Below are 12,200 nucleotides of genomic sequence, written 5' to 3' on the forward strand. Positions count from 1 at the left end.
CCACGAGAGGAAGCCCGTTGAAGAACACGGTCAAGTACCTCAAGAGAACTACCGCCGTCGGTGCCGTAGCGCTCGCCGCCTTCAGTCTCAGCCCCTCGGTCGCCTCGGCGATGCCGACCGACGGGTCCGGCAGCAAGCCCGGTTCGCAGGTCGTCGGCGGCACCCCGGCCGAACAGGGCGAGTTCCCGTTCATGGTCCGGCTGTCCATGGGCTGCGGCGGATCGCTGCTGACCCAGGACATCGTGCTGACCGCGGCGCACTGCGTCGACGGCAGCGGCAAGGACACCAGCATCACCGCCACCGCGGGCGTCGTCGACCTGGAGGACTCGGCCGCTGTCGAGGTCAACTCCACCGAGGTCCTCCAGGCGCCCGGCTACAACGGCACCGGCAAGGACTGGGCCCTGATCAAGCTGGCGAAGCCCATCGACCAGCCGACGCTTCCCATAGCCACCGACGCCTCCCTCAACAGCGGCGATTTCACCATCGCCGGCTGGGGCGCCGACGCGGAGGGCGGCGAGCAGCAGCGCTACCTCCTCAAGGCCCAGGTGCCGTTCGTCGACGACGCGGCCTGCAAGAGCGCCTACCCCAACCTGGTCGAGGATGAGGAGCTGTGCGCCGGCAAGCTCGACACCGGCGGGGTCGACACCTGCCAGGGCGACTCGGGCGGCCCGATGTTCCGTAAGGACGACGCCGGCAAGCTCGTCCAGGTCGGCATAGTGAGCTGGGGCGAAGGCTGCGCGCAGCCGGGCAAGCCCGGCGTGTACACGGAGGTCAGCAACTTCGCCTCCGACATCAAGGCGGCGGCCGACCAGCTGGGTGGCTGACCCTTCTCCGCCGCGGCGGCGCGCAGGCCGCCGCGGCGGCGCGCAGCTACCGCGTAAGTGATGGGGGCACCTCCCGGCCGAAGGCCGGGGGAGGTGCCGAACTGACCGTGACCGGCCGGCATGAACGCCGACCGGTCACGGTCGGGACTTGGCCACGTAGCCCAGCCAGGCCCCGAATCAGGGCGGAGGTGCGCTCAGTCCACCTCCGCCACCGCCTCCGCGAACTGCGCCTTGTACAGGCCCGCGTACGCGCCGTCCGCGTCCAGCAGGGCCTCATGGGTGCCCTGTTCGACGATCGAGCCGTTCTCCATCACCAAGATCACGTCCGCGTCCCGGATCGTGGAGAGGCGGTGGGCGATCACGAAGCTGGTGCGCTCGGAGGCCAGGCGCTCCATCGCGCGCTGGATGAGGACCTCGGTCCTGGTGTCCACCGAGCTGGTCGCCTCGTCCAGCACCAGGATCACCGGGTCGGACAAGAACGCTCGGGCTATCGTGATGAGCTGCTTCTCGCCCGCGCTCACCCCGGTGCCCTCGTCGTCCAGCACCGTCTCGTAGCCGTCGGGGAGCGTGCGGATGAAGCGGTCGGCGTGCGCGGCGCGCGCGGCCTCCTCCACCTGCTCGCGCGTGGCACCTTGCGCCCCGTAGGCGATGTTCTCGGCGATGGTGCCGCCGAACAGCCAGGTGTCCTGGAGCACCATCCCGATGCCCTCGCGCAACTCCTCGCGGTCCATGGCGGCGATGTCGGTGCCGTCCAGCAGAATGCGGCCCTCGCGCACCTCGTAGAACCGCAGCAGCAGGTTGACCAGGGTGGTCTTGCCCGCCCCTGTGGGGCCGACGATGGCCACCGTCTGACCGGGTTCGACCGCCAGTGACAGGTCCTCGATCAGCGGCTTGTCCTCGGTGTAGCGGAACGAGACGTTCTTCAGCTCCACCCGGCCCAGCGCCTCGGACGGCCGCTCGGCGTGCGCCTTGTCCGGCTCGGGGGACTGCTCCTCCGCGTCGAGGATGTCGAAGACCCGCTCGGCCGAGGCCACTCCGGACTGGATCAGGTTCGCCATCGACGCGACCTGGGTGAGCGGCTGGCTGAACTGCCGTGAGTACTGCACGAACGCCTGGACGTCACCGATCGACAGGTTGCCCGAGGCGACCCGCAGTCCGCCGACCACGGCGACGAGGACGTAGTTGAGGTTGCCCACGAACATCATCGCGGGCTGCATGATCCCGCTGATGAACTGCGCCTTGAACCCGGCCTTGTAGAGGGCGTCGTTCTGCTCGGCGAAGACCTCGGCCGACTCGCGCTGCCGCCCGAAGACCTTCACCAGGGCGTGTCCGGTGTACATCTCCTCGATGTGCGCGTTCAGCTTGCCCGTCGACTTCCACTGCTGCACGAACTGGGGCTGGGCCCGCTTGCCCACCCGGGTGGCGACCAGCGCCGACAGCGGCACGGTCACCAGCGCGACCAGCGCCAGCAGCGGCGAGATCCAGAACATCACGGCCAGCACGCCGACGATGGTCAGCAGCGAGTTGACGAGCTGGCCCAAGGTCTGCTGGAGCGTCTGCCCGAGGTTGTCGATGTCGTTGGTGACCCGGGAGAGCACCTCGCCGCGCGACTGCTTGTCCAGGTAGGACAGCGGCAGCTTCGACAGCTTCGCCTCGACCTGCTCGCGCAGCCGGAAGACGGTGTTGGCGATCGCGCGGGCCGAGATCCGTCCCGCCCACAGCATCAGCAGCCCGGCTGCCGTGTAGACGGCGGCCACGACCAGCAGCACCTCGCCGATCGCGCCGAAGTCGATGCCGTGGCCCGGGGTGAAGTCCATACCGGAGAGCATGTCGGCCATGCCGCCTTGCCCCTTGTGGCGCAGCCCCTCCAGGGCCTGTTCCTTGGTGAGGCCGGCCGGCAGCTTCTGCCCGATGAACCCCCCGAAGATCAGGTCGGTCGCATGGCCGAGGATCTTGGGCCCGAGCACGCTCAGGCCGACGCTGACGACCACGACCAGCAGCATCACCAGCAGCCAGGCGCGCTCCGGCTTGAACTGGGCCAGCAGCCGCTTTCCCGAGCCCTTGAAGTCCATCGACCGCTGGTGCGGCGCCCCCGCCATTCCCCCTGGCCCGCTCATGAGGCCTCACTTTCGGTCAGCTGGGAGAGCACGATCTCCCGGTAGGTCTCGTTGTCCTCCATCAGCTCGTGGTGCCCCCCGACGCCCGCGACGCGGCCCTCGTCGAGCACGAGGATGCGGTCGGCGTCCCGGATGGTGGACACGCGCTGCGCGACGATGACGACCGTCGCCTCCGCCGTCTCCCGGGCGAGCGCGGAGCGCAAGGCCGCGTCGGTCGCGTAGTCCAGCGCGGAGAAGGAGTCGTCGAACAGGTAGATCTCGGGCCGGTGCACCAGCACTCGCGCTATCGCCAGCCGCTGCCGCTGGCCGCCGGAGACGTTGCTGCCGCCCTGGGAGATCTCCGCCTCCAGCCCGCCGTCCATCCGCTCGACGAAGTCCTTGGCCTGGGCGACCTCCAGGGCCTGCCACAGCTCCTCGTCGCTCGCCTCGGGGCGGCCGTAGCGCAGGTTGGAGGCGACGGTGCCGGAGAAGAGGTACGGGCGCTGCGGCACGAGCCCGACCGTGCTCGCGAGGAGGTCGGGGTCGAGGGTGCGCACGTCCTCGCCGTCCACCAGGACCTGCCCGGCCGTCGCGTCGAACAGCCGTGGCACCAGGCCCAGCAGGGAGGACTTGCCGCTGCCGGTCGAGCCGATGACCGCCGTGGTCTCGCCCGGCCGCGCCAGCAGGCTTATGTCGTGGAGGACGGGCACCTCGGCGCCGGGGTATCCGAACCCGGCCCCGCGCAGCTCCAGTTGCCCGTGCCGGCGCAGCGTACGCACCGGGTCCGCGGGCGGTACGACGCTGGAGTCGGTGTCCAGCACTTCCTGGATGCGCTCGGCGCAGACCTCGGCGCGGGGCACCATCATGAACATGAAGGTGGCCATCATCACGGACATCACGATCTGCATCAGATACGCGAGGAACGCGGTGAGGGCGCCGATCTCGATGTCGCCGCTGTCGATACGGCGCGCGCCGAACCAGACCACGACGACGCTGGATATGTTCACGACGGTCATCACGACCGGGAACATCAGCGCCATCAGCTGCCCGGTGCGCAACTGCACATCGGTCAGGCCGCTGTTGGCCTCGTGGAAGCGGCGGCGCTCGTACTCGTCCTTGACGAAGGCGCGGATGACACGGACACCGGTGATCTGCTCGCGCAGCACCCGGTTCACGTTGTCCAGCCGCTCCTGCATGGTGCGGAAGAGCGGGCGCATACGGCGGACGATCAGACCGACCGCGATACCCAGCACGGGCACCACGCCCAGGAGCACGGCCGAGAGCGGTACGTCCTGGCCGAGCGCCATGAAGATGCCGCCGAAGCACATGATCGGCGCCGTGACCATCAGCGTGAAGGCCATCAGCGTCACCATCTGCACCTGGAGCACGTCATTGGTGGTGCGGGTGATCAGTGACGGGGCCCCGAACTGGCCGACCTCGCGGGCGGAGAACGCCTGCACCCGGTCGAAGACGTGCGCGCGGATGTCGCGTCCCAGCGCGGCGGCGGTGCGGGCCCCGAGGAACACCGCGGCGATGTTGCAGACGACCTGCACCACGGAGACGGCCAGCATCAGGCTGCCGTAGCGCAGGATGTAGCCCGTGTCGCCCTTCACGACACCGTGGTCGATGATGTCGGCGTTGAGCGTGGGCAGGTAGAGCGTGGCGCAGGTCTGTATGAGCTGCATCAGTACGAGAAGCGCGATCGGCTGCTTGTACGGGCGCAGCCGGGCGCGGAGAAGGCGGATCAGCACACGGATTTCCTCGGTGGATCAGTGAGGTGACGGAAGTGGAAGAGCGTACAAGCGTGTGGTCGGAAAGCAGGCCCTATTTTTGATTCTTTCCGGTGCTTCCACGGCCAAGTCCCGGCAAAAGGTACGGCTATCGCTGCGAGCTGAACCGGACGGCACGAGACCGCGTCCGCGACGGGGGCGTGGCGGCTACGCCGGGAGCGCGCCCGGGTACATCTCTTCCCGCACCGTCACGTACTGCTGCCGTACGGCCTGGCCCATCGACAGCTCCTGCTCGCCCGCCTCGAACACCTGGCAGGACGCGGCCGGCCACTGCGGCGGCTGCGTCGAGCCGGACAGTGCCCAGGCGGCCTGGCGCGCGGCGCCGATCGCCGCGTAGGGAGCCGGCTCGGGCACCACGACCTGCGCCCCCAGCAGCCCCGGGGCCGCGGCCCGGACGGCGCCGAGCTCCGCGGCCTGGCCCAGCAGGAAGACCCGCCGGACGCCCACGCCCCGCCTGCGCAGCACCTCCAGCCCGTCGGCCAGCCCACACAGCATGCCCTCGACGGCGGCCCGCGCCAGGAACTCCGGCTGCATGCTCTCGCGCCGCAGCCCGTGCAAGGAGCCCGCCGTGTGCGGGAGTTCGGGTGTCTGCTCGCCCTCCAGATAGGGGAGCATCACCAGTCCCGAGGAGCCGGGGGTCGAGCGCATGGCCAGCTCGGACAGCCCCTCCAGGTCGGTGCTCAGCATCCCGGCGGCGCCGCGCAGCACCCGCGTCGCGTTGAGGGTGCGCACCACGGGCAGGTGCATGCCCGTCGCGTCGGCGTACGAGGTGATGGTGCCGGCCGGGTCGATGAGCGCCTCGTGATGGACCGCGCACACCGAGCCGGTGGCGCCCAGCGAGATGACCGCGTCGCCGATGCCGACCCCCAGCCCGAAGGCCGCCGCCATCGTCTGGCCCGTTCCCGCCGAGATCAGCAGCCCCTCGGGCGTCTGGCCCGCCGGCTGCGCGGGGCCGATGACCTCGGGCAGCCCGACCGGGTGGCCGAGCGCCAGCTCGACCAGGTCGGTGCGGTAGGACTCGGTGGCGGCCGACCAGTATCCCGTGCCCGAGGCGTCACCGCGGTCGGTCACCCGGCGCGCGGGACGGCCCAGCAGCTGCCACACCAGCCAGTCGTGCGGCTGCATGACCTCGGCGACGTGCTGTGCGGCCTCCGGATGCTCGCGCGCGAGCCAGCGCAGCTTGGTCACCGGGTGCGCCGCCTGCGGCACGGTGCCCACGGCCTGTGCCCATGCCTCGCGCCCGCCGAACGTCTCCACCAGGTCGGCGGCGGCCGTCTGCACCCGCCGGTCGTTGCCCAGCAGCGCGGGGCCCACGGGGTTCCCGCCGTTGTCCAGAGCGACCAGGCCCTGCTGCTGCGCGGCGACGCCGATGGCCTGGACATCGGCGAGCTGCCCCGTGCTGGCGGCCTTGCCGAGTGAGATCAGCCAGGACTGGGGGTCGTCGCGCTCGCCCGTGTGCTCGGCGTGGCCGTGCCTGATGACCCCGCCCGTGTCCGTGTCGCAGACGACGATGCTTGTGTACTCGGCTGAGCTGTCCAGTCCGGCGACTATCCCCATGGCCGGAATGATGCCTCATACATCCCCGTACCGGGGCTCGACCCCTGTTTCGAAGGCGGCCGGACCGAACACGGATACGGCTGTACGCGGGTCCGGCTGTACGCGGGTACGGCTGTACGCGGACGCGGAGGCGAGGAGACGCCGGACATCGGCTTCGGCCACGGCAGGAATGAGGGTCAGTTGCGCACCACCGGCATGGACGACCTGGAAGAACCGGACCCCCCGGGCGGACGGCCGCCCAACCCGCTGGGACAGTGCGCTCTGGAGGACCTGCGCCGTCGTACGAGCGCGAAGTGGCGCGTCTACGAACCGGATGTGCTGCCGCTGTGGGTCGCCGAGATGGACGTGCCGGTCGCCGAGCCGGTCGCCGACGCGGTCCGCGAGGCGCTGCGGCTGGGTGACACCGGCTACCCGGCGGGCCCGGCGGACTACGCGGAGGCGCTCGCCGGCTTCGCCCGGAAGCGCTGGGACTGGGACTTCCCGGTCTCCCGTACGGCGATCGTGCCCGATGTGATGCTGGGCGTCGTCGAGATGCTCAAGCTGGTCACCTCGCCCGGCGACCCGGTGGTGATCAACGCCCCCGTCTACACGCCCTTCTATCAGTTCGTGACGCACATGGACCGGAGGGTGATCGAAGCCCCGCTGGACGCCGCCGGGCGACTGGATCCGGCCACCTTGGAGAGTGCCTTCACCCGGGCCACCGAGGGCGGACACCGCGCCGCCTACCTGCTGTGCAGCCCCCACAACCCGACCGGCACCGTGCACACGGCCGACGAGCTGGCCGGGGTGGCGGCACTGGCCGGCGGCTTCGGGGTACGGGTGGTCGCCGACGAGATCCACGCGCCGTTGACGCTGCGCGGTGCGCGGCACGTGCCGTATCTCTCGGTGCCCGGCGGCGAGACGGGCTTCTCGCTGATGTCGGCCTCCAAGGCGTGGAACCTCGCCGGGCTGAAGGCGGCGCTGGCCGTCGCGGGCACCGGCGCGGCGGACGAGCTGGCCACCATGCCGGAAGAGGTCAGCCACGGCCCCAGCCACGTGGGCATCATCGCCCACGCCGCCGCGCTGCGGCACGCCACCGGCTGGCTCGACAGCCTGCTGGAGGGGCTGGCGGACAACCGCGTCCTGCTGACGGAACTGCTCGCCCAGCACCTGCCCGAGGTGCGCTACGTCCCCGGCGAGGGCACCTTCCTGGCCTGGCTCGACTGCCGGGAGCTGGGGCTGGGCGACGATCCGGCCGCGGCCTTCCTGGAGCGGGGGCGCGTCGCGCTCAATTCCGGCCCCTCGTTCGGCACCGGAGGCGCCGGCCATGTCCGGCTCAACCTCGCCACCTCGCCTCGGATCCTCCGGGAGGCGGTGCGGCGGATGGCCTTCGCAGTGTGACGGCCGAACGCAGGTGGGGCCCGTGACCGGAACGCACGAGGGGCCCGTGACCGGCAGGCGGTCGCGGGCCCCTTCGGATGGGGTGCGGGCTCAGCAGACCTTCGAGGAGTAGGCGAAGTTCTGGTTCTGGTCACCCGGCGCGCGGACGACACCGCGCGCCGCGGTGCAGTCGCGCACGGTGTCGGCCGGGTACGACCAGAACTCCTGCTGATGGGTACCGCTCCAGCTGCGGAGCCCGACCAGCTCGTTCGTGCGGAAGTCGTGGACCGCGATGTTGGCCGAGTAGCTGCGGTGCTTGGCGCGGAAGCTCTCCCACACCCACAGGTAGCCGTAGTTGCGGTGGCAGTTCTTGGAGTAGAACTGCTTGACCGAGGCGATGATCTCGCCCTTGCGCTCGATGTGGCCGGTCTTGCCGATCTGGTAGGCGTCGTTGCAGACGCCGGCGGCCTGGGCGGCGTGGCTGGACGGGTTGCCCTCGGGCATCGCCTCGGTCTTCGCCAGCTCGCGGTGCCCGGCCGGCGGCGGGGCGTCGCCCGCGTTGGCGGCACCGGTCGGCAGCAGGGCCAGCAGGCAAGCGGCGGCTACGAGGCCGCCCTTCGAGGACACAGTGGTGCGCATGGATCTCCTCCTTGAGGGAGAGCTGGATTTTCCGGGCATAGAGATCGCACCGGAACATCACAGTAAGATCGGGCATCACTGTCGGCGAGTATTGGCGCCCGTCCGGCGGGTCGCGCGGAGCCGGACATCCGCGCCGGACGGCACCCGTACCGGGCGGCACACGCGCACGCGAAGGGACCGGGCGCCACTCAAAGTGGTGCCCGGCCCCCGGTGTTGCCGGCTGTGGGTCAGCAGCGCTTCTGCGAGAACGCCTGGAGCGGCTGCGGCGTACCGGCCGGACGCAGGGTGCCGACACCGGAGGTGCAGTGGTCGACGGTGTTGGCCTGGTCGGACCAGAACTCCTGCTGCTTGGTGGCCTTCCACTCCTTCTTGCCGTACGTCGCGTCGTCGTCGTAGTTGTAGACGCCGGCGGTCACGTCGTAGGGAGCGGCGGTCTTGCGGAAGCTCTCCCACACCCACACATAGCCGTAGTTCGTGTTGCACTTCTTCGAGTAGAACTGCTTGACCGAGGCGATCGTCGCCCCGTTCTTCTTGATCAGACCCGTGGTGCCGATCGCCACCGCGTCGTCACAGACACCGGCCGCCTGGGCCAGCTTGCTGGCCGGGTTCCCCTCGGGGGAGGGGGCGGTGGTGCGGGTGAGGGTCTTGTTGGACGGCCCGGTGGCCGGGCCGCTGCCCGCGTAGGCCGCACCGGCCGGAGCGAGCACCAGTGCACAGGTGGCGGCGACGAACGCGCCCTTCGCATACCGTGTCGAACGCATAGCGATATTTCCCCCTCTTTCACCATGAAAGTTGACATCCGAGGCATGCGGTTGATGCGCCGGATACCCAGTAAGACACCTTGAGGTGCAGAGGGGTTGTACGCGTTTGCCATGCTTCTGTGCGGGCTTGTCCCGAGGGGGTCAGGCGGCGTCGCGCAGGTCGTTCAGCACCAGCTCACGCATGTCGTCGGGGTCGACGCCGAGGCGCTCCAGCACGGCGAGGGAGATGTTGTCCTGGGAGCGCAGCAGTCCGAGTACCACGTGTTCCACGCCGATGCGCCGGTCCTTGCGCGCCGCCGACTCGCGCAGCGCCAGCTCCAGCACCTTCTTCGCCCGCGCCGCGAACGGCACATGGCCGCTCACCTTTCCTGTCCCGCCCCGCTTTCCGGCCCCGCTCCGTGCGGTGGTGTCCTCGCGCCCGAAGCGCCCCGTGCGCCGGGAGTTTGTGCCGGGGTCGCCCAGCGGCGCGTCCAGCGCCCCTTGTCCGAACGACTCCTCGGCCCGCCTGCGGATCTCCTCCAGGTCGATCCCCAGCGCGCGCAGCGCCTGTGCGTCCTGGGGGCCGAGGGGCTCGTCCTCCCCCGTCACCACGCCCGCGACGGCGGCGCGGCACGCCTCCGCCGTGACGCCGATCCGCGCCAGTGTCGCGGCGCCCGGCTGATCGGGGCGGCGCAGCACCGCGAGCAGCAGGTGCTCGGTGCCGATCCAGCGGTGTCCCAGGGACCTTGCCTCGTCCTGCGCGTGGATGACGGTCTCCCGCGCTTCCTTGCTGAACCTTTCGAACACCGGCTCCTACCTCCCCGTTCGCTTCGCGTGCTTCTTGTGTACGGCCTGCCTGCTGACCCCGAGGGCCGCGCCGATCTCGTCCCAGGACCAGCCCCGGCGCCGCGCGCTGTCGACCTGGAGCGCCTCCAGGCGCTCCGCGAGCCGCCGCAGCGCGGCGACGGCCCGCAGTCCGACCGCCGGATCGCCGTTCATGGCGGCCTCGGCGGTGTCCACCGCCTCGTTCGCTTCAGCTCCTGCCATGGCTGTCAACTTAGGATGACAGGGCAGCTGTGTCAACCCTGATTGACGTCAGCCGGAGGGTGCCGCGCGGCCATGGACGCGAGGAAGGAGAGCGTGCGCTCCCGCTCGTGGGGCGAGTCGCAGGGCAGGACGAGCAGATCGGTTGCCCCCGCCGACCGGTAGGACTCCAGCTCCCGTTCGACCCGCGCCTCGTCCCCGGCCACGAGGGTCTCGGCGAGCGAGGTGAGCCCGTCGCGCTCCATGAGGGCGCGGTAGGCGGGCACCTGCCCGGCTCCGGCGAACCGGGTCGCGATCTCGTCGCGCAACCGGGCGGGCTCGGCCGTGCCGGCGACGAACACCGCCACCGCGACCCGGGCCGGGACCCGGCCGGCGCCGAGGCCCCGAGGTGCGGCACGAGGTACTCGCCCACCATCCGGGGCCGCACCCGCACGGCCACCGTTCCGTCCGCCAACTCGCCCGCGATCCGCAGCATCCGGGGCCCCGGCGCCGCCAACAGGACGCGGGGCGCGGCAAGTCGCGCGGCACCCCCGCCCACCGCGTCCCGGCCCGCCACCGCGGTCGGACCGGCCACCGCGGTCGCACGCGCCACCGCCGTCAGGTGCTCCCCCCGGTACTCCAGGGACTCGCCGCGCAGCAGCGGGCGCGGAATCTCCAGGTACTCGCGGGTGTGTGCCGCCGGACTCCCGTAGTCGAGGCCGAGCCGGTCCGCCACGAACCGCCGGTGGCTCGGCCCGACGCCGAGCGTCGGCCTGCCGCCGGTGAGCGACTGCACGGTCAGCGCCGTCGCGGCCAGATTCACCGGGTGCCGGGGGTAGGTGGGTACGACGGCCGTACCCAGCTCGAATCCGGCGGCTCCCGCCTCCCCGGCCGCCGCCAGCACGCTCAACGGGTCGACACCGCCCGGGCTCTGGCCCAGCCAGGCGTGCGCGAAGCCGCGCGCGGCGATTCCGCGCGCCTCCTCGGCCATCCGGCGGGGGCTCGCGCCCTCTTCCACGATCTGCACTCCGATTCGCATGCCGTGAGTCAAGCCCGGGAATCGGGGCCGAACCAGAGGCGTTCGCCCCGCAGACCGATCACGACATGTGATGGGTGACCTGTGAGGGTCGCGCGGGCTGCGGGGCTGCGGGGCTGCGGGGCTGCGGGGCTGCGGGGCTGTGCGGCTGCCGGGCCGGAGAGAGAGCCGGGCGGGCCGGGAAGGGGGAGCCGGTTGGAGCTGAGAGCGCTGCGCTATTTCGTCACCGTCGCGGAGGGGCTGCGCTTCGGCAGGGCCGCCGAACGGCTGCACATCGTGCAGCCCGCCGCCACCCAGGTGTGGGCCGCCACCTCGCCCCTCCTGGCTGGGCCGGGCGGCGTGTACTGCGAGAACTGCGACATCGCCGAACCCGCGCCCTCCGGCCCGCCCGCGGGCTGGGGAGTGGCCCCGTGGGCGACCGAACCGGAGAACGCCGCCCGGCTGTGGCGGCTCTCCGCCGACCTGACCGGGGCCGACGCCTTCGCCTGACCTGCCGGGCCATGCAACGATGACGCGGTGCGAGGCGGCGGTGTGCGACGGGAGGGGACAGAGGCGCCATGCGAGAGGCCGTGATCTTCGATGTGGACGGCACTCTGTGTGACGTCCGCGAGATCCGCCACCTTCTCGACGGCCCCGGCGGATTCCACGCCTTCCATACCGCGTCCGTGGACTGCCCGCCCCACCAGCACGTCATCGACGCGGCACACACCGCGCACCAGAACGGCCTGGCGGTGCTGGTGGTGACGGCCCGTTCCGTGCGCTACCGGCCGCACACCGCCATGTGGCTCGCCCTTCACGGCGTGCCCTCGGACGCGATGTGGATGCGCGCCACGGGGGACGGCCGGCCGGACTACGAAGTGAAGCGGGACATCCTCGCCCGCATCCGCCGCCGCTTCCGGCCGGTGCACGCCTGGGACGACAACCCCCACGTCCTGGAGCTGTGGACCGAGGAGGGCATCCCCACGACGGTCGTACCCGGCTGGGACTGACCGGTCGGCCACGCCTCCGGTCTCACGCGGCGTCGTCCGGGCTGTCCGGCTGTCCGGCTGTCCGGCTGTCCGGGCCGTCCGAGCCGGGCCGGGCCGTGGTCCCCCGCGCGGGTGCGGTCAACCGGGCGGCCAAGCGTGTCCATATCC

Annotated in this window: 12 protein-coding genes and 1 pseudogene; 4 read left to right on the plus strand and 9 right to left on the minus strand. The window is 71.3% G+C overall.

Going from position 1 to position 12,200, the window contains the following annotated elements; genetic code table 11:
* Window positions 1-17: 17 nt before the first annotated feature.
* The gene (locus OHB04_RS28635; RefSeq protein WP_326690525.1) at window positions 18-824 is read left to right on the plus strand and encodes a S1 family peptidase; all 807 of its coding nucleotides are present in this window, start codon (window positions 18-20) and stop codon (window positions 822-824) included.
* Between the two features lie 194 nt (window positions 825-1,018).
* Here the strand turns inward: OHB04_RS28635 and OHB04_RS28640 are convergent, their stop codons facing one another.
* The 3 genes from OHB04_RS28640 to OHB04_RS28650 all read right to left on the minus strand — a co-directional run bounded on the left by OHB04_RS28640 (window position 1,019) and on the right by OHB04_RS28650 (window position 6,267).
* Window positions 1,019-2,941 (minus strand): ABC transporter ATP-binding protein, encoded by a 1,923-nt coding sequence (locus OHB04_RS28640; protein WP_326690526.1) that lies wholly within the window; start codon window positions 2,939-2,941, stop codon window positions 1,019-1,021.
* The gene (locus OHB04_RS28645) at window positions 2,938-4,671 is read right to left on the minus strand and encodes an ABC transporter ATP-binding protein (protein ID WP_326690527.1); all 1,734 of its coding nucleotides are present in this window, start codon (window positions 4,669-4,671) and stop codon (window positions 2,938-2,940) included. Before OHB04_RS28645 ends, OHB04_RS28640 begins: the two co-directional genes overlap by 4 nt.
* A gap of 186 nt (window positions 4,672-4,857) precedes the next feature.
* The gene (locus tag OHB04_RS28650; protein ID WP_326690528.1) at window positions 4,858-6,267 is read right to left on the minus strand and encodes an FGGY family carbohydrate kinase; all 1,410 of its coding nucleotides are present in this window, start codon (window positions 6,265-6,267) and stop codon (window positions 4,858-4,860) included.
* Between the two features lie 195 nt (window positions 6,268-6,462).
* Between OHB04_RS28650 and OHB04_RS28655 the strand changes: the two genes are divergently transcribed.
* Window positions 6,463-7,647 carry a MalY/PatB family protein gene (locus tag OHB04_RS28655; protein ID WP_326692953.1) on the plus strand — a complete coding sequence of 395 codons (1,185 nt, stop codon included), beginning with the start codon at window positions 6,463-6,465 and terminating at the stop codon, window positions 7,645-7,647.
* Window positions 7,648-7,737: 90 nt separating this feature from the next.
* On the opposite strand, the gene OHB04_RS28660 is transcribed toward OHB04_RS28655, so the two are convergent.
* From OHB04_RS28660 to OHB04_RS41950, 6 genes and pseudogenes are all read right to left on the minus strand, one after another.
* Complete coding sequence (locus OHB04_RS28660) at window positions 7,738-8,265, minus strand: hypothetical protein (protein ID WP_326690529.1); 528 nt, start codon at window positions 8,263-8,265, stop codon at window positions 7,738-7,740.
* A gap of 227 nt (window positions 8,266-8,492) precedes the next feature.
* Window positions 8,493-9,026 carry a hypothetical protein gene (locus OHB04_RS28665; RefSeq protein WP_326690530.1) on the minus strand — a complete coding sequence of 178 codons (534 nt, stop codon included), beginning with the start codon at window positions 9,024-9,026 and terminating at the stop codon, window positions 8,493-8,495.
* 141 nt (window positions 9,027-9,167) lie between these two features.
* Window positions 9,168-9,812 carry a Clp protease N-terminal domain-containing protein gene (locus tag OHB04_RS28670; RefSeq protein WP_326808604.1) on the minus strand — a complete coding sequence of 215 codons (645 nt, stop codon included), beginning with the start codon at window positions 9,810-9,812 and terminating at the stop codon, window positions 9,168-9,170.
* A 6-nt stretch (window positions 9,813-9,818) separates the two neighbouring features.
* Entirely contained in the window at window positions 9,819-10,052 is a 234-nt protein-coding gene (locus OHB04_RS28675) for a hypothetical protein (protein ID WP_326690532.1), read from the minus strand.
* A 32-nt stretch (window positions 10,053-10,084) separates the two neighbouring features.
* Window positions 10,085-10,390 (minus strand): hypothetical protein, encoded by a 306-nt coding sequence (locus OHB04_RS28680; protein WP_326690533.1) that lies wholly within the window; start codon window positions 10,388-10,390, stop codon window positions 10,085-10,087.
* Between the two features lie 20 nt (window positions 10,391-10,410).
* Window positions 10,411-11,067, minus strand: a pseudogene (locus OHB04_RS41950) (LLM class flavin-dependent oxidoreductase); the annotation flags it as partial.
* Between the two features lie 81 nt (window positions 11,068-11,148).
* Between OHB04_RS41950 and OHB04_RS41955 the strand changes: the two are divergent.
* Together OHB04_RS41955 and OHB04_RS28695 are read left to right on the plus strand one after the other, a co-directional pair.
* A complete protein-coding gene (locus OHB04_RS41955; RefSeq protein ID WP_405803509.1) occupies window positions 11,149-11,553 on the plus strand; it encodes a LysR family transcriptional regulator in 405 nt (134 codons plus the stop codon).
* 68 nt (window positions 11,554-11,621) lie between these two features.
* Complete coding sequence (locus OHB04_RS28695) at window positions 11,622-12,053, plus strand: phosphatase domain-containing protein (RefSeq protein ID WP_326690534.1); 432 nt, start codon at window positions 11,622-11,624, stop codon at window positions 12,051-12,053.
* The last annotated feature ends 147 nt before the right edge of the window (window positions 12,054-12,200 follow it).

It is taken from the genome of Streptomyces sp. NBC_01775, assembly GCF_035917675.1.
GTDB lineage: Bacteria > Actinomycetota > Actinomycetes > Streptomycetales > Streptomycetaceae > Streptomyces.

Bases quoted from the DNA above. Each gene is read 5' to 3' on its own strand.
- OHB04_RS28665 (WP_326690530.1), bottom strand. From the start codon at position 9,026: ATGCGTTCGACACGGTATGCGAAGGGCGCGTTCGTCGCCGCCACCTGT.
- OHB04_RS28695 (WP_326690534.1), top strand. From the start codon at position 11,622: ATGCGAGAGGCCGTGATCTTCGATGTGGACGGCACTCTGTGTGACGTC.
- OHB04_RS28660 (WP_326690529.1), bottom strand. From the start codon at position 8,265: ATGCGCACCACTGTGTCCTCGAAGGGCGGCCTCGTAGCCGCCGCTTGC.
- OHB04_RS28675 (WP_326690532.1), bottom strand. From the start codon at position 10,052: ATGGCAGGAGCTGAAGCGAACGAGGCGGTGGACACCGCCGAGGCCGCC.
- OHB04_RS28640 (WP_326690526.1), bottom strand. From the start codon at position 2,941: ATGAGCGGGCCAGGGGGAATGGCGGGGGCGCCGCACCAGCGGTCGATG.
- OHB04_RS28650 (WP_326690528.1), bottom strand. From the start codon at position 6,267: ATGGGGATAGTCGCCGGACTGGACAGCTCAGCCGAGTACACAAGCATC.
- OHB04_RS28655 (WP_326692953.1), top strand. From the start codon at position 6,463: ATGGACGACCTGGAAGAACCGGACCCCCCGGGCGGACGGCCGCCCAAC.